Raw genomic sequence first — 16,308 nt, forward strand, 5'->3', positions numbered from 1 at the left:
TTTCACTACAAAATCCGACGCTAACACCCTGCCCTATAAAATATTTTTTGCCGTTTATCTCTCGCCGTATTTTTATTTTATGTTTAATAAGCACAACACCAGCGAAATCATCACGTGCTTTTTAGCGCCATATAGTGCTAATCTGCCGCAACCGTGTTTAGTAAATTAAACAAAAACCATGATGACAACTCCTGAACTGTCCTGTGATGTGTTAATTATCGGCAGCGGCGCGGCCGGACTCTCGCTGGCGCTGCGTCTGGCTGAAAAACATAAGGTTATCGTCCTGAGTAAAGGGCCGGTGAGCGAGGGCTCCACGTTTTATGCGCAGGGCGGTATTGCCGCCGTGTTTGATGAAACCGACAGTATTGCGTCGCATGTCGAAGATACGCTGATTGCCGGCGCCGGAATTTGCGATCGCCACGCGGTGGAGTTTGTCGCCAGCAACGCTCGTACCTGCGTGCAGTGGCTTATCGATCAGGGCGTGCTGTTTGATACGCATGTCCAGCCAAACGGCAAGGAGAGCTATCATCTCACGCGTGAAGGCGGCCATAGCCATCGCCGTATCCTTCATGCCGCTGACGCTACCGGAAAGGAAGTCGAAACCACGTTGGTCAGTCGGGCGCAAAATCATCCTAATATTCAGGTGCTGGAACGCAGCAACGCCGTTGATTTAATTATCTCCGATAAAATGGGTCTGCCGGGGCCTCGCCGGGTCGTCGGCGCCTGGATCTGGAATCGCAATAAAGAGTGGGTTGAAACCTGTCATGCGAAGTCGGTGGTGCTGGCGACCGGCGGCGCCTCAAAGGTTTATCAATACACCACTAACCCGGATATTTCCTCCGGCGACGGTATCGCGATGGCCTGGCGCGCAGGCTGTCGGGTCGCTAATCTGGAATTTAACCAGTTTCATCCCACCGCCCTTTATCACCCGCAGGCGCGTAATTTTCTCCTTACCGAAGCGCTGCGCGGCGAAGGCGCATACCTTAAACGTCCGGACGGTTCACGGTTTATGCCGGACGTTGACGAACGCGGGGAACTGGCGCCGCGCGATATTGTCGCCCGCGCTATTGACCATGAGATGAAACGACTCGGCGCAGACTGTATGTTTCTCGATATCAGCCACAAGCCTGACGATTTTGTCCGCCAACACTTCCCGATGATCTATGCGAAACTGCTCGATTTGGGGATGGATTTAACCAAAGAACCGATTCCCGTTGTTCCTGCCGCGCACTATACCTGCGGCGGCGTGGTCGTCGATGATTATGGTCGTACCGATGTAGACGGCTTATATGCCATTGGCGAAGTCAGTTACACCGGCCTGCACGGCGCTAACCGTATGGCGTCCAACTCGTTGCTGGAATGCTTAGTGTACGGCTGGTCCGCGGCAATGGATATCGACAGGCGAATGCCTTCTGTCCACAGCGTTGACGTCCTTCCCGCCTGGGATGAAAGCCGCGTGGAGAACGCCGATGAGCGGGTGGTGATTCAGCATAACTGGCATGAACTGCGCCTGCTGATGTGGGACTATGTGGGCATTGTGCGCACGACGAAACGGCTGGAGCGCGCCCTACGGCGTATTACTATGTTGCAACAAGAGATTGACGAATATTACGCCAACTTTCGCGTCTCGAATAATTTACTGGAGCTGCGCAATCTGGTGCAAGTGGCCGAACTGATTGTGCGTTGCGCGATGATGCGTAAAGAGAGCCGGGGGCTGCACTTTACGCTGGATTATCCGCAACAACTGGCTGAATCAGGCCCATCGATCCTTTCGCCGTTAACGCCTCACATAAACAGATAAAATGCCTGGGTCAGCGCCGTATAACTTTCAGAATAATGCTGGTCTGACCCGCGAATTACTAATCTGTCGCTAAAGCACTCTCCGGCTTGCGGGGAGAATGCGAGCAAAACCCGGTGCGGCAAGCGCGCTTCGTTTTCCGCAACGTCAGTACGTAATCGCAAATGCCATCCCATGTTGAGCGCTTGCTGTGTAAAAGCGTTACCTATTTGTTCCGGCAAGACTACGCAAAAAAAGCCGTCTTCGGTAATACAATCCGCCGCAATAGCCAATAACGTCTGGTGATCCAGCGTAGCGGTGTAACGCGCCTGCTCCCGCTGCGGCGTGGCGCATTCCACACCGGGTTCGTAATAAGGCGGGTTGCTGATAATAAGATCAAAGCGTACCGTCTGGCGAGGCGCCCAACGCTGAATATCGTCAGTATGCACCGTTATTCGATGCGGCCAGGGAGAGTGAGCAACGTTTTCCTGCGCTTGCATGGCAGCCCCGGCATCCAGTTCCACGGCGTCAATAGGCACATTGTCATCCGTCCGCTGCGCCAGCATTAACGCCAGTAGACCGCTTCCAGTACCGATATCCAGAATTCGCTTTACATCCGCGACCGGTGCCCACGCCCCGAGTAAAATACCGTCAGTTCCCACTTTCATCGCACACCGATCGTGTGCGACAAAAAACTGTTTAAACGTAAATCCGTTACGACGAAGAACGGAGCCAGACTGAGACATGTAAAAACAACCTTGCAAAAAACGGCGACAGCGCCGAGTGAAAACAATACCTGAGAAGGGATATCCATACAAACAGATGAAGATTGCGGCCGTAACGTCTATAATCAGCGCCCCACACAGAGGTAGAACATGACTGTAACGACTTTTTCCGAACTTGAACTCGACGAAAGCCTGCTGGATGCCCTCCAGGATAAAGGTTTCACTCGCCCGACCGCCATTCAGGCTGCCGCCATTCCGCCTGCGCTCGATGGCCGTGATGTACTCGGTTCTGCGCCGACAGGCACCGGTAAAACGGCGGCATATCTGCTGCCAGCGTTGCAGCACCTGCTCGACTTTCCGCGTAAAAAATCGGGGCCGCCGCGCATTCTGATCCTGACGCCAACCCGCGAACTGGCAATGCAGGTTGCCGATCACGCTCGTGAACTGGCTAAGCATACTCATCTGGATATCGCCACGATTACCGGCGGCGTGGCCTATATGAACCATGCTGAAGTGTTTAGCGAAAACCAGGATATCGTGGTCGCCACGACGGGCCGTCTGCTGCAATATATAAAAGAAGAGAACTTTGACTGCCGGGCGGTTGAAACACTGATTCTTGACGAAGCTGACCGGATGCTCGACATGGGCTTCGCTCAGGACATTGAACATATCGCTGGTGAGACCCGCTGGCGTAAACAGACGATGCTGTTCTCCGCCACGCTGGAAGGCGATGCGATTAAAGATTTTGCCGAGCGCCTGCTGGAAGACCCGGTTGAGGTTTCCGCCAATCCGTCAACCCGCGAGCGTAAGAAAATTCACCAGTGGTACTACCGTGCCGACAATTTCGAACATAAAGTTGCGCTGTTGAAGCACCTGCTAAAACAAGACGATGCAACCCGTTCTATCGTGTTTGTACGTAAACGTGAACGCGTCCATGAACTGGCTGAAACGCTGCGTCTGGCAGGGATCAACAATTGCTATCTTGAAGGCGAGATGGCGCAGATCAAACGTAACGAAGGTATTAAGCGTCTCACCGACGGTCGCGTTAACGTGCTGGTCGCGACCGACGTCGCGGCACGCGGGATTGATATTCCTGACGTCAGCCACGTCATTAACTTCGACATGCCGCGCAGTGGCGATACCTATCTGCATCGCATTGGTCGTACAGGCCGTGCTGGCCGCAAAGGCACTGCAATCTCGCTGGTAGAAGCCCACGACCATCTGTTGCTGCTGAAAATCGGTCGCTACATCGAAGAGCCGCTAAAAGCGCGCGTCATTGATGAGCTTCGCCCGACCACGCGTGCGCCCAGCGAAAAGCTGACCGGCAAACCGTCGAAAAAAGTGCTGGCGAAACGCGCCGAGAAGAAAAAAGAGAAAGAAAAAGAGAAGCCGCGCGTGAAGAAACGTCACCGCGATACAAAAAATATCGGTAAGCGCCGCAAGCCAAGCGGTACGAAAATGCAGGAGCAATCCAGCGAAGAGTGATGATAATGCCGGGTTCGTTAACCCGGCATTTTTTTATCTTCCACGGTAAAACACGCCTCCATACACTGCATAAATATCTGCATTGCCGGGCTGACCGCTTTCCCGGCATGATGGGCGCACAGCGCCATGATCGATAGCGACGGCGCGCCAAACGGCAGCTCTTTCAACTGACCGGTACTAAGTTCTCGTTCAACGGTAAAACGTGGTAAAAAGCTGATGCCCAGGTTAGCAGCCACACACTGTTTAATGCTTTCAATACTCCACAGTTCAATGGTGTTTTCCAGCGTAATCCGCCTCTGCCGTAGCGTACTTTCAAACAGCTGGCGGAAGACACATTGCGGTTCATTGATGATGAAGCTACAGGGAATATGCTGATCTGGCTGCGTAAAATCAGCATCCTGTAGCAGTGGAGAGGCCACCAGCGCCAGCGACTGCTCCCCCAGTTGCTGCATCGTGAGCGCATCATCATTACCTACGCGATAAAAAACGCCCAGATCGACCTCGTCATTCAGCAACGCATCACGTATTACATAGCAATTCAGCGACTGTAGCGACAATCTGACATTCGGCGCTCGCAGCTTAAAACGTTGTAAAACCTGCGGCATTTTGTACGCCAGTAAGGTTTCACCTGTCGCCACGCGCAGCTCTCCGCCAGGTTCCGCATCCTGTCTTGCGGCTTCACGAATCGACTCCATCACACGCGTCAGTTCATGGATATGCGGCATCAGCTTTTTCCCCTCATTGGTCAGGCACATTCGGCGCCCTATTTTCTCGAACAGTTGCAGGGAAAACTCACGTTCAAGCTGTTGAATATGAAAAGTTACCGTCGACTGAGTACAGCACAGCTTTTGCGAAGCCCGTAGAAACGAGCCCTCTTCCACTACCGTTTTCAGCGTAATAAACCGACGCAGATCCATAACCACCAACCTATCGAAAATCTCGAATTCAGAATTAAAAAACATTCATTTTTTTAAATATTTCATATCGGGTACTGTCTGCTAAAACAGAGGAGATGACAAGTGACACCGATGCTTTTAAGCGCTTTCTGGACTTATACATTAATCACCGCCCTTACCCCCGGCCCTAACAATATTCTCGCGCTTAGCGCAGCAACTGCACATGGTTTTCGGCAGAGTATTCGTGTACTGGCAGGTATGAGTCTGGGATTTTTGGTCGTCATGCTGCTGTGCGCCGGGATCGCGTTTTCCCTTGCGGTTATCGATCCGGCAATCATTCATTTACTCAGTTGGGTGGGGGCTGCGTATATCCTGTGGCTGGCGTGGAAAATTGCCACCAGTCCAGCGGCGGATGAAAACGCCAGACCAAAACCGGTTGGCTTTTGGGTAAGCTTTGGCCTGCAGTTTGTGAACGTCAAAATTATTCTGTACGGCATTACCGCTCTGTCTACATTTGTTTTACCGCAAACGCAGGCGCTGAACTGGGTCATCGGCGTCAGTATATTGCTGGCATTGATCGGCACGTTCGGTAATGTGTGTTGGGCGCTGGCGGGACATCTGTTTCAGCGGGCGTTTCGCCATTATGGTCGCCAGTTAAATATCATTCTGGCGTTACTGCTGGTGTACTGCGCGGTGCGGATTTTTTACTGACCCAAATAAAATAAAAGCGGAAAAGGCCCGGCCTCTTCCGCTTGTTATTACCGGATAAGCCTTACAGGCTTTCGGTAAAGGTACGAGCGATAACGTCGCGCTGCTGTTCCGGCGTCAGGGAGTTAAAACGCACCGCATAACCAGAAACACGAATAGTCAGCTGCGGGTATTTTTCCGGATGCTTAACCGCGTCTTCCAGAGTTTCACGACGCAGAACGTTAACGTTCAGATGCTGACCGCCTTCAACGCGTACTTCCGGTTTAACTTCCATCGGAATTTCACGGTATTCAATCTCGCCCAGTTTGCTGACAGCCACGACTTCATCTTCAGCAAAGCCGGATTTTGCAACGATGCAGCGCGCTTCGCCTTTTTCGCTGTCCAGCAGCCAGAAGGAATTCAGCAGGTCGTCGTTAGCGGCTTTAGTAATCTGGATACCTGTAATCATGTGATGCCTCCCCAGGCAAAATTATTTGATTTCGGTCGGCCTAATCCCGGCCAATTGGTAAAACCATTGTTGCTTGAGTGTATATATACCCTTCGATCACCCTTCATTCTTTGATTTAAATCAATAAAAACCACACCATAAAAAGGGTGATGAAGGGAATTTATTGTTTTACATCAACTTACACCATTCAGACCTATAAACTTTTTACATAAATTTTCAACTATCTTTTGTAGGTAACCGTTTTTGTAGCACGCAGGATTTTGCACTGCAGAAAGAAGCAGTTAAGCTAAGGGAACTGGAAATTCGCAGGAGAGCGAGATGGCGACTGAGTTAACCTGGCACGATGTGCTGGCTGATGAGAAACAGCAACCTTACTTTATCAATACGCTTCACACTGTTGCTGGCGAGCGTCAGTCGGGTATCACGGTCTACCCGCCGCAAAAAGATGTGTTTAACGCCTTTCGCTTCACGGAACTGGGCGACGTTAAGGTGGTGATCCTGGGACAAGATCCTTACCACGGCCCCGGCCAGGCACATGGTCTGGCGTTTTCCGTGCGTCCTGGGATCGCTCCCCCGCCGTCATTAGTGAATATGTACAAAGAGCTGGAAGCCTCCATTCCCGGCTTTGTTCGCCCCGCGCACGGTTATCTGGAAAGCTGGGCGCGCCAGGGCGTACTGTTACTGAATACGGTGCTCACGGTACGGGCAGGCCAGGCGCACTCTCATGCCAGCCTGGGGTGGGAAACTTTTACGGATAAAGTGATAAGCCTGATTAACCAACACCGCGAAGGGGTCGTCTTCTTGCTGTGGGGCTCGCACGCCCAGAAGAAAGGCGCGATTATTGATCCACAGCGCCACCATATTCTGAAAGCTCCGCATCCCTCGCCACTCTCTGCGCACCGCGGATTTTTTGGCTGTAACCATTTTGCGCTAACGAACCAATGGCTGGAACAACACGGCGAGAAAACTATCGACTGGACGCCAGTATTACCGGCTGAGAGTGAATAACGTTGGCGACTCGCCGTTTTATCGCCCGGATAACGGCGCGAAAGCGCCTTGTCTGACCGGGCGGTAGGAAGTACATCATTGGCCCGGCGCGCGTTGCGTCACCGGGCTGCAGCCCTTACGCTTTATTCTGTCGCCACCACTCGGCGAGGAGTACGCCTGTCGCAACCGACACATTCAGGCTTTCCACGTTCCCGGTGCCGTTAATTTTCACGCACAGATCGCCGGGTTCGCGCGCCGCTTCCGGCAGGAAGTCATATTCACGGCCTAAGACCAGCACCATCTTTTCCGGCAGGGTCGTACTAAAGAGCGCCTGACCGCGATCGCTGGACGTCGTCACCACGGTGTACCCCGCCTGACGAAAATCATCCAGTACGTCAACAATGCTTTCACCAGTGATCGGCTGGACATGCTCCGCCCCGCCTTCCGCAGTACGAATCGCCGCGCCGGACTCCAGCAACGCCGCATCCTGTACCACCACGCCCTTCACGCCGAAGTGCGCGCAGCTACGCATCATGCCGCCCAGATTATGCGGGTTAGCGACATCTTCCAACGCCAGCACGCAGTCTTGATCCGCCGCCTGCTTTACCCATTGCTTAACGGTCGTACCGTTACGCTTTTTAATCAGGAAACACACGCCGCCGTGGTGCTCAGTCCCGGACGCTTTTGCCAGTTCGGCTTCATCCACCACATGGTAGGCTTTACGATTCGCCGCCATCCAGCGCAGCGCCTCTTTAAAACGCGGGGTCACGCTTTGGATAAACCATGCGCGCACGATGGCGTCAGGACGGCTCTGGAATAGCGCCTGGCAGGCATTTTCGCCGTAGACGCGCGTCTCTTCCGCACGCTGGCGACGCAAAACTTCAGGGTCGATAAAACTTTTACCGCTAATACCACCATGATCGACTTTCTCAGGCGTTTCATCGCCTGGCGCACGGGACACGGTGCGCCACGGCGAAGTTTCATGTTTACGGTCACGGCTCTGATTATTTCGCTCATCACGGGCGGGGCGACGTCCACCGTCAGTGCGAGACTTTGCTGGGCGGCCTCCCCCTTTCCCGGTACGCGGGTTATGGGTGCGTTTATCAGAGTCATCATCACTACGGACATACATCACTTTGACTTTGCCGCTTTTGTTTTTTAATTCATCGTTCATGCTTTTCTCCACCAGCGCTGCGCGAAGCGCGAAGATTACCCGATGTGCATCCGGTTAGCCATGATTTCGTTTAAAAGCTTGCGACTATTGTACTCATTGAATAAAACACATTGTTGTTTAGCACAGACTCCTCGATAATATGTAACATTATAGAAACATCCCGCGCGTAGCGGGACGTCTTCCGACGTATTCAGAGGTTAGCTATGAACACCGTTTGTACCCATTGTCAGGCCATTAACCGCATCCCCGACGATCGGCTTCAGGACGCGGCAAAATGTGGACGCTGCGGTCATGAGTTGTTTGACGGAGAAGTCATTAATGCGACCGGCGAAACGCTGGACAAACTGTTGAAGGACGATCTTCCAGTGGTGATCGACTTTTGGGCACCCTGGTGCGGCCCTTGCCGTAACTTTGCACCAATCTTCGAGGATGTCGCAGAAGAGCGCAGCGGTAAAGTCCGTTTCGTCAAAGTAAATACCGAGGCGGAACGGGAACTCAGCGCCCGTTTCGGTATTCGCAGCATCCCGACGATTATGATTTTTAAACATGGACAGGTGGTCGATATGCTTAATGGCGCAGTGCCTAAAGCGCCTTTCGACAGCTGGCTGAACGAAGCGCTGTAAACGCCACGGGGCGCATCTTGTGCCCCGTTTTCACCTCTGCCACAATAGCGTTTTTCTCCGCAAACGCTTTCTATGACCAATAACGCTGTCCTTCAGTTACGCGCCGAACGGCTTGCGCGCGCTACACGCCCTTTTCTTGCCAGAGGCAATCGGGTTCGCCGCTGTCAACGCTGCCTGCTGCCGCTAAAATCTTGCCTGTGTGATACGTTAACGCCTTCTCAGGCGAAAAGCCGTTTTTGTCTGGTCATGTTTGACACTGAACCGATGAAACCCAGCAATACCGGCCGGCTGATAGCCGATATTTTGCCGGATACCGCGGCGTTTCAGTGGTCGCGTACCGAGCCGCCGCAGGCGTTGCTGGAGCTGGTACGGCATCCGGATTATCAGCCGATAGTGGTCTTTCCTGCGTCCTACGCCGGCGAAGCGCGCGAGGTCATTTCCACCCCGCCCGCCGGGAAACCGCCGCTGTTTATTATGCTGGACGGCACCTGGCCCGAAGCACGTAAAATGTTTCGTAAAAGCCCTTATCTGGATCATCTGCCGGTCATTTCCGTCGATTTATCGCGTCTTTCAGCTTATCGTCTGCGTGAAATCCATGCCAAAGGGCAATATTGTACCGCCGAAGTCGCCATAGCGTTGTTAGATCTGGCGGGAGATACCGAGGCGGCAACCAGTTTAGGTGAACATTTTACCCGTTTTAAAACGCGCTATCTGGCAGGAAAAACGCAACATCCGGGAAACGTCACAGCATAAAATAGCGAAAGCGTTTAAAATTATCCGGTCACTTCTGTGTAAGGGAAACCGGTATGAGCCAGCAAGGACTGGAAGCGCTACTGCGACCAAAATCGATCGCGGTGATTGGCGCATCAATGAAGCCCCACCGCGCGGGTTACCTGATGATGCGTAACTTGTTGGCGGGCGGATTCAATGGCCCCGTCCTTCCCGTGACGCCCGCCTGGAAAGCCGTTTTAGGCGTCATGGCCTGGCCGGATATCGCCAGTCTTCCTTTCACCCCCGATCTGGCTATTTTATGCACTAACGCCAGCCGTAACCTGGCGTTAGTGGACGCGCTTGGCGCGAAAGGGTGTAAAACGTGCATTATCCTTTCTGCTCCCACGTCGCAACATGAAGAACTTCTTGCCTGTGCCCGGCATTATAAAATGCGTCTGCTGGGTCCAAACAGTCTTGGGCTCCTCGCGCCGTGGCAAGGGCTGAATGCCAGCTTTTCTCCCGTCCCGATTAAACAGGGCAAGCTCGCTTTTATTTCCCAGTCTGCCGCCGTTTCCAATACTATTCTTGACTGGGCGCAACAGCGTGAAATGGGCTTTTCCTACTTTATCGCGCTGGGCGATAGCCTGGATATTGATGTCGATGAACTACTGGACTATCTGGCGCGCGATAGCAAGACCAGCGCAATTTTGCTCTATCTGGAACAGTTAAGCGACGCCCGCCGTTTTGTTTCCGCCGCCCGTAGCGCTTCACGTAACAAACCGATTCTGGTGATTAAAAGCGGCCGAAGCCCGGCAGCCCAGCGTTTACTTAATACCAGCGCGGGAATGGACCCTGCGTGGGATGCGGCCATCCAGCGCGCAGGCCTGCTGCGAGTCCAGGATACGCACGAGCTTTTTTCCGCCGTCGAAACACTGAGCCATATGCGTCCGCTACGCGGCGACAGACTGATGATTATCAGCAATGGCGCCGCGCCTGCCGCGCTGGCGTTAGATGAGTTGTGGTCGCGTAACGGCAAACTGGCGACGTTGAGCGAAGAGACCTGCCTGCAATTACGGCAGGCGCTTCCCGCGCACATTGATATTGCCAATCCGCTGGATCTGTGTGATGACGCCAGCAGCGAACATTACGTCAAAACGCTGGATATCCTGCTCGCCAGTCAGGATTTTGACGCGCTTATGGTTATCCACTCTCCCAGCGCTGCCGCGCCGGGTACGGAAAGCGCCCATGCCCTGATCGAGACGATTAAGCGCCACCCCAGAGGCAAGTTTGTTACGCTGCTGACAAACTGGTGCGGCGAGTTCTCGTCTCAGGAAGCAAGACGGCTATTCAGCGAAGCCGGATTACCAACCTACCGCACGCCGGAAGGCACGATTACCGCGTTTATGCATATGGTGGAATACCGGCGTAACCAGAAGCAACTGCGGGAAACGCCAGCGTTGCCGAGTAACCTGACGTCCAATACCGCTGAGGCGCATAATCTGTTACAGCAGGCGATTGCGGAAGGCGCCACCTCACTGGATACCCATGAAGTACAGCCGATTTTACACGCCTATGGGCTGCATACGCTCCCAACCTGGATTGCCAGCGACAGCGCTGAAGCGGTGCATATCGCCGAACAGATAGGCTATCCGGTAGCTCTCAAGCTGCGCTCGCCCGACATTCCGCATAAATCTGAAGTTCAGGGGGTCATGCTTTACCTGCGGACCGCAAGCGAGGTACAACAGGCCGCAAACGCCATTTTCGATCGTGTAAAGATGGCCTGGCCGCAGGCGCGGATTCACGGTTTGCTGGTACAAAGTATGGCTAACCGCGCCGGCGCGCAGGAGCTGCGTGTGGTGGTCGAGCACGATCCGGTGTTTGGTCCTTTGATTATGTTGGGTGAAGGCGGTGTAGAGTGGCGTCCGGAAGAGCAGGCGGTCGTCGCGCTGCCGCCGCTCAACATGAATCTGGCGCGCTATCTGGTGATTCAGGGCATTAAACAGCGGAAAATTCGCGCCCGTAGCGCGCTGCGTCCGCTGGATATTGTCGGTTTAAGCCAGCTGCTGGTCCAGGTTTCAAACCTGATTGTCGACTGCCCGGAAATTCAGCGTCTGGATATCCATCCGCTGCTGGCTTCCGCCAGTGAGTTTACCGCGCTGGATGTGACGCTGGATATTGCCCCGTTTGATGGCGATAACGAAAGTCGACTTGCGGTACGCCCCTATCCCCACCAGCTCGAAGAGTGGGTGGAGATGAAAAACGGCGATCGCTGCCTGTTCCGTCCGATCCTGCCGGAAGATGAGCCCCAACTGCGACAATTCATCGCCCAGGTCACCAAAGAGGATCTTTACTACCGTTATTTCAGCGAGATCAACGAATTCACCCATGAAGATTTAGCCAACATGACGCAGATCGACTACGATCGAGAAATGGCCTTTGTGGCCGTGAGGCGGATGGACAACGCTGAAGAGATCCTCGGCGTAACGCGCGCGATCTCCGATCCTGACAACGTAGATGCCGAATTTGCCGTATTGGTGCGTTCAGATCTCAAAGGGTTGGGTTTAGGACGCCGTTTAATGGAGAAATTGATTGCCTATACTCGCGATCACGGATTGAAGCGGCTGAACGGTATTACGATGCCGAACAATCGCGGCATGGTCGCGTTGGCCAGAAAACTGGGATTTCAGGTCGATATCCAGCTCGAAGAGGGCATCGTGGGATTGACGCTGAATCTGGCCAAATGTGATGAATCGTGAGTAATGTACTGGAAATGTTGACCACTTTAACGGGTACTGATGTTATTATTGCTCGCTTATGTCGTCTGCATAGCACAGAGGACCCTTCAATGAACAGAGAAGAAATGCACTGTGATGTTGTCAAAATTTAAGCGTAATAAACATCAACAACACCTTGCCCAACTCCCTAAGATTTCTCAGTCAGTTGATGATGTAGATTTCTTTTATACTCCTGCTACTTTTCGGGAGACACTGCTGGAGAAAATCGCCAGCGCGACGCAGCGTATTTGTATCGTTGCCCTGTATCTGGAACAGGACGATGGGGGTAAAGGTATACTCGACGCGCTCTATGCGGCTAAACGGCAGCGTCCTGAACTGGACGTGAGGGTGCTGGTCGACTGGCATCGCGCGCAACGCGGGCGCATTGGCGCAGCAGCCTCGAATACCAATGCAGACTGGTATTGCCGACTGGCGCAGGAAAACCCCGGCATTGATGTCCCGGTTTACGGCGTACCGATTAATACGCGAGAAGCGCTTGGCGTACTGCATTTTAAAGGCTTTATCATTGATGATAGCGTCCTGTACAGCGGCGCCAGCCTGAACGATGTCTATCTCCATCAGCATGACAAATATCGCTACGATCGCTACCAGCTGATTCGCAATCGGCAAATGGCAGACATCATGTTTGACTGGGTGACGCAAAATCTGATGAATGGCCGTGGTGTGAATCGTCTGGATAATACCCAGCGTCCGAAAAGCCCGGAGATTAAAAACGATATCCGCTTATACCGTCAGGAGCTGCGTGATGCGTCATATCATTTTCAGGGTGACGCTAATGACGAGCAACTCTCCGTTACGCCGCTGGTCGGGCTTGGCAAATCCAGTCTGCTGAACAAAACCATTTTCCATCTCATGCCCTGTGCGGAGCATAAGCTCACCATTTGTACCCCTTACTTCAATCTACCAGCGGTACTGGTGCGGAATATTATTCAGCTACTGCGCGACGGAAAGAAAGTCGAAATCATTGTTGGCGATAAAACCGCGAATGATTTTTACATTCCGGAAGATGAACCGTTCAAGATCATTGGCGCGTTACCCTATCTCTATGAGATTAACCTGCGCCGCTTCCTGAGCCGTTTACAGTATTACGTCAATACCGATCAGCTTGTGGTGCGTCTGTGGAAAGATGACGACAATACCTATCATTTGAAAGGGATGTGGGTAGATGATAAATGGATGCTACTCACCGGCAACAATCTGAATCCTCGCGCCTGGCGTCTGGATCTGGAAAACGCCATTCTGATCCACGATCCTAAGCAAGAGCTTGCCCCTCAGCGGGAAAAAGAGCTGGAACTTATCCGAACGCACACAACCATCGTAAAACATTATCGTGACCTGCAGAGCATTGCCGACTATCCGATAAAAGTGCGTAAATTGATTCGCCGTCTGCGCCGGATCCGCATCGACAGATTAATTAGCCGTATCCTGTAATCGAAGCCCCGTCCTGTACGGGGTTTTCTCTTAGGAGTGAACTGGTGCGCGTGTTGATTCCTTTTACGGTGTTGTTTCTCTCCGGGTGCAGCCATCTGGCTAACGACCACTGGAGCGGTCAGGATAAAGCCCAGCATTTTATAGCATCAGCGATGCTATCGGCAGCCGGTAATGAGTATGCGCGTCACCAGGGAGTAAGCCCTGACCGCAGCGCAGCGATAGGGCTGATGTTTTCTTTGAGTCTCGGAGCCTCAAAAGAACTCTGGGACAGCCGCCCGGAAGGCAGCGGCTGGAGCTGGAAAGATTTTGTCTGGGATGTCGCTGGCGCGACAACCGGTTACGCTATCTGGCAAATGGCGCGATACTAAAGGCGCAAGCCCTTTCCTTTACGGTGCAACATCAGCGAAACCAGGAAAGCCAGAACGGCCATCGCGGTAACATACCAGAAGAATGAACTCTCCATACCGACAGATTTTAGCGACAGCGCGACATATTCCGCAGAGCCGCCAAATAACGCATTTGCTACCGCGTAAGATAAACCGACGCCCAGGGCGCGAACCTGCGCCGGAAACATCTCCGCTTTCAGGATCCCGCTAATCGAGGTATAGAAACTCACAATCAATAGCGCGCACATCACTAAAGCAAATGCGGCATAAGGCGACGTCACATTCTGCAACGCGGAGAGAATTGGAACGGTGAAAAGCGTCGCGAGCGCGCCAAAACATAGCATAGAAGTGCGCCTGCCAATCTTATCGGATAACGCGCCGAATAACGGCTGCACCAACATGAAAACACACAGCGCGACCGTCATAATGCCGCTGGCGACATTGGCATGCATACCTGCTGTATTTACCAGATATTTCTGCATATAGGTGGTGAAGGTATAAAAGCACAGCGAGCCTGCCGCGGTGAAACCAAGCACCATCAAAAAGGCTTTGCGATTACGCCACAAACCTTTCAATGAACCGGCTTCTTTTAATGCGCGAGTCTCATGCTTCGAGGTTTCATCCAGCTGGCGACGTAGCCATAACGCCACAACCGCCAGCACGGCGCCCAGCGCAAAGGGAATACGCCATCCCCAGGCACGAAGCTCAGCATCGTCCAGAACCTGCTGCAAAATCACAACGACCAGCAATGCTAGTAGTTGGCCACCGATAAGCGTAACGTACTGAAACGACGCGAAAAATCCCTTACGACCTTCAAGCGCAACTTCACTCATATATGTCGCGCTGGTCCCATACTCTCCCCCTACCGAGAGCCCCTGAAATAACCTTGCAATAAGTAGCAGCGCCGGTGCCCAGGTGCCGATGGTATCGTAACCAGGTAAGCAGGCAATCACCAGCGACCCCATGCACATCATGCACACCGAAATCAACATTGAGGCTTTGCGCCCGCGTCGATCGGCAATGCGTCCAAACAGCCAACCACCGATAGGTCGCATTAAAAAACCGGCGGCAAAGACGCCTGCCGTTTGCAAAAGCTGAGTGGTGGTATTACCAGAAGGAAAGAAGATATGTGCAAAATAGAGCGAGCAGAAAGAGTAGACGTAGAAATCAAACCATTCCACTAAGTTTCCGGAAGATGCCCCCACGATAGCCCATATGCGTCGCCGCATCTCCGGAGCCTCAGCGTTGTTTTTATCTATACGCTGAATAATTTCTGCCATACTGTTCTCCTTGTTGCCAGGCTTAATCGGCCTTTTATTTTGGAGATTCAGATTACGCGAGACCAAAAAGTAAATAAAGTGTTAATTATTTGTTTGCTAATTTTTATCCCCACCGTGCCTGATGCTGGCGTTTCCGTTTCAGATAGTCTTCGTCCTGACGAATTTTATCCCACCAACCTTTGAAAACCGTTGCCGCCGCGGCCTTAATAGGATCATTACCCCGTGTATTCAGGCTGCCGTCTTCTGCATACTTTTTACCGCCTTTATAGTTAGCGTATCGCCTGGCGCGGGTGTATCCCATCTGAATAAATTTACGCGCCATGTCCATACCAACGAAATCATCCTGCTGCCGGTAAGCTTCGAACAACTGGTAGATCTGCTCTGCGGATTTCATCGCCGATGCTTCATCTTTATAGCGCCAGAAAGGAAGAATTTCGCTTTTGTAGGGTTCAACCAGTAGCACCCCCTGCTCGCCTCGTCCAACCTGATACAATTCAGGCTGCTGGCGGAAGTCGATGCTGGAAAAGTCTTGCTGGTAGTTAAAAGGTTTGATAGCCAATGAAAATCCTCACTGCTTATATAAGCACGTGTAAAGGATAGTTCATCGTTAACGATTGGGTGGGTTGTGCTCTTATCGGTTCTACAATAGCACCAGATTCGTAGGCGGGATAACTCCTGTAGGCCGAATAGGCGAAGCCGCCATCCGGCGGTGCAGGTTGCCTGATGGCGCTGCGCTTATCAGGCCTACGGTTTTACAGTTACCACACACGCAAAAAAGCCCATCCGTCAGGATGGGCTTCTTCACTTATTTGATGCCTGGCAGTTCCCTACTCTCGCATGGGGAGACCCCACACTACCATCGGCGCTACGGCGTTTCACTTC

At 52.8% G+C, this 16,308-nt stretch carries 15 protein-coding genes; 9 read left to right on the forward strand and 6 right to left on the reverse strand.

The features are described from left to right. Nucleotides 1–178: 178 nt before the first annotated feature. Nucleotides 179–1,801 (forward strand): L-aspartate oxidase, encoded by a 1,623-nt coding sequence (nadB, locus tag NA197_RS22810; protein ID WP_000989187.1) that lies wholly within the window; start codon nt 179–181, stop codon nt 1,799–1,801. Here the strand turns inward: nadB and trmN are convergent. Continuing rightward, on the reverse strand, nt 1,786–2,523 hold the full coding sequence (trmN, locus tag NA197_RS22815; protein WP_000083343.1) for a tRNA(1)(Val) (adenine(37)-N(6))-methyltransferase TrmN: 738 nt from the start codon (nt 2,521–2,523) through the stop codon (nt 1,786–1,788). The two genes, nadB and trmN, sit on opposite strands and share 16 nt — an antisense overlap. Before the next feature lie 129 nt (nt 2,524–2,652). Here trmN and srmB point away from each other — a divergent pair, with 129 nt between their 5' ends. Then, complete coding sequence (gene srmB, locus NA197_RS22820) at nt 2,653–3,987, forward strand: ATP-dependent RNA helicase SrmB (protein WP_000219174.1); 1,335 nt, start codon at nt 2,653–2,655, stop codon at nt 3,985–3,987. Nucleotides 3,988–4,004: 17 nt separating this feature from the next. Here srmB and NA197_RS22825 read toward each other — a convergent pair whose 3' ends face one another. Next, nucleotides 4,005–4,904, reverse strand: a complete 900-nt coding sequence (locus NA197_RS22825) for a LysR family transcriptional regulator (RefSeq protein WP_000365861.1) — start codon at nt 4,902–4,904, stop codon at nt 4,005–4,007. A 102-nt stretch (nt 4,905–5,006) separates the two neighbouring features. On the opposite strand from NA197_RS22825, the gene eamB reads away from it, so the two are divergent. Further along, the gene (gene eamB, locus NA197_RS22830) at nt 5,007–5,594 is read left to right on the forward strand and encodes a cysteine/O-acetylserine transporter (protein ID WP_000188414.1); all 588 of its coding nucleotides are present in this window, start codon (nt 5,007–5,009) and stop codon (nt 5,592–5,594) included. A 61-nt stretch (nt 5,595–5,655) separates the two neighbouring features. Here eamB and grcA read toward each other — a convergent pair whose 3' ends face one another. Beyond that, nucleotides 5,656–6,039, reverse strand: a complete 384-nt coding sequence (grcA, locus tag NA197_RS22835) for an autonomous glycyl radical cofactor GrcA (protein ID WP_000627811.1) — start codon at nt 6,037–6,039, stop codon at nt 5,656–5,658. Nucleotides 6,040–6,357: 318 nt separating this feature from the next. Between grcA and ung the strand changes: the two genes are divergently transcribed. Continuing rightward, complete coding sequence (ung, locus tag NA197_RS22840) at nt 6,358–7,047, forward strand: uracil-DNA glycosylase (protein WP_000179978.1); 690 nt, start codon at nt 6,358–6,360, stop codon at nt 7,045–7,047. Between the two features lie 115 nt (nt 7,048–7,162). Here ung and NA197_RS22845 read toward each other — a convergent pair whose 3' ends face one another. Next, complete coding sequence (locus NA197_RS22845; protein ID WP_000997366.1) at nt 7,163–8,200, reverse strand: tRNA/rRNA methyltransferase; 1,038 nt, start codon at nt 8,198–8,200, stop codon at nt 7,163–7,165. 203 nt (nt 8,201–8,403) lie between these two features. Here NA197_RS22845 and trxC point away from each other — a divergent pair, with 203 nt between their 5' ends. The 5 genes from trxC (at nt 8,404) to NA197_RS22870 (ending at nt 14,128) form a co-directional block, all read left to right on the forward strand. After that, nucleotides 8,404–8,823 (forward strand): thioredoxin TrxC, encoded by a 420-nt coding sequence (gene trxC / locus NA197_RS22850; protein ID WP_001098732.1) that lies wholly within the window; start codon nt 8,404–8,406, stop codon nt 8,821–8,823. A 72-nt stretch (nt 8,824–8,895) separates the two neighbouring features. After that, a complete protein-coding gene (tapT, locus tag NA197_RS22855; protein WP_064043533.1) occupies nt 8,896–9,576 on the forward strand; it encodes a tRNA-uridine aminocarboxypropyltransferase in 681 nt (226 codons plus the stop codon). Between the two features lie 53 nt (nt 9,577–9,629). Then, nucleotides 9,630–12,290, forward strand: a complete 2,661-nt coding sequence (gene pat / locus NA197_RS22860) for a protein lysine acetyltransferase (RefSeq protein WP_064043534.1) — start codon at nt 9,630–9,632, stop codon at nt 12,288–12,290. A 114-nt stretch (nt 12,291–12,404) separates the two neighbouring features. After that, complete coding sequence (gene pssA / locus NA197_RS22865; protein ID WP_000949286.1) at nt 12,405–13,760, forward strand: CDP-diacylglycerol--serine O-phosphatidyltransferase; 1,356 nt, start codon at nt 12,405–12,407, stop codon at nt 13,758–13,760. 44 nt (nt 13,761–13,804) lie between these two features. Next, nucleotides 13,805–14,128, forward strand: a complete 324-nt coding sequence (locus NA197_RS22870; RefSeq protein ID WP_023214315.1) for a YfiM family lipoprotein — start codon at nt 13,805–13,807, stop codon at nt 14,126–14,128. Here NA197_RS22870 and NA197_RS22875 read toward each other — a convergent pair. Beyond that, nucleotides 14,125–15,426 (reverse strand): MFS transporter, encoded by a 1,302-nt coding sequence (locus NA197_RS22875; protein WP_023137436.1) that lies wholly within the window; start codon nt 15,424–15,426, stop codon nt 14,125–14,127. The two genes, NA197_RS22870 and NA197_RS22875, sit on opposite strands and share 4 nt — an antisense overlap. 103 nt (nt 15,427–15,529) lie before the next feature. Next, nucleotides 15,530–15,985 carry a DUF4385 domain-containing protein gene (locus NA197_RS22880; RefSeq protein ID WP_000985653.1) on the reverse strand — a complete coding sequence of 152 codons (456 nt, stop codon included), beginning with the start codon at nt 15,983–15,985 and terminating at the stop codon, nt 15,530–15,532. Nucleotides 15,986–16,308 lie beyond the last annotated feature (323 nt).

Source organism: Salmonella sp. NW884, from assembly GCF_051700745.1.
Taxonomy (GTDB): domain Bacteria; phylum Pseudomonadota; class Gammaproteobacteria; order Enterobacterales; family Enterobacteriaceae; genus Salmonella; species Salmonella enterica.

Excerpts from the sequence above, each read along its gene's own strand:
- nadB (WP_000989187.1), top strand. The coding sequence starts at position 179 with ATGATGACAACTCCTGAACTGTCCTGTGATGTGTTAATTATCGGCAGC.
- trmN (WP_000083343.1), bottom strand. The coding sequence starts at position 2,523 with ATGTCTCAGTCTGGCTCCGTTCTTCGTCGTAACGGATTTACGTTTAAA.
- srmB (WP_000219174.1), top strand. The coding sequence starts at position 2,653 with ATGACTGTAACGACTTTTTCCGAACTTGAACTCGACGAAAGCCTGCTG.
- NA197_RS22825 (WP_000365861.1), bottom strand. The coding sequence starts at position 4,904 with ATGGATCTGCGTCGGTTTATTACGCTGAAAACGGTAGTGGAAGAGGGC.
- grcA (WP_000627811.1), bottom strand. The coding sequence starts at position 6,039 with ATGATTACAGGTATCCAGATTACTAAAGCCGCTAACGACGACCTGCTG.
- ung (WP_000179978.1), top strand. The coding sequence starts at position 6,358 with ATGGCGACTGAGTTAACCTGGCACGATGTGCTGGCTGATGAGAAACAG.
- NA197_RS22845 (WP_000997366.1), bottom strand. The coding sequence starts at position 8,200 with ATGAACGATGAATTAAAAAACAAAAGCGGCAAAGTCAAAGTGATGTAT.
- trxC (WP_001098732.1), top strand. The coding sequence starts at position 8,404 with ATGAACACCGTTTGTACCCATTGTCAGGCCATTAACCGCATCCCCGAC.
- tapT (WP_064043533.1), top strand. The coding sequence starts at position 8,896 with ATGACCAATAACGCTGTCCTTCAGTTACGCGCCGAACGGCTTGCGCGC.
- pat (WP_064043534.1), top strand. The coding sequence starts at position 9,630 with ATGAGCCAGCAAGGACTGGAAGCGCTACTGCGACCAAAATCGATCGCG.
- pssA (WP_000949286.1), top strand. The coding sequence starts at position 12,405 with ATGTTGTCAAAATTTAAGCGTAATAAACATCAACAACACCTTGCCCAA.
- NA197_RS22875 (WP_023137436.1), bottom strand. The coding sequence starts at position 15,426 with ATGGCAGAAATTATTCAGCGTATAGATAAAAACAACGCTGAGGCTCCG.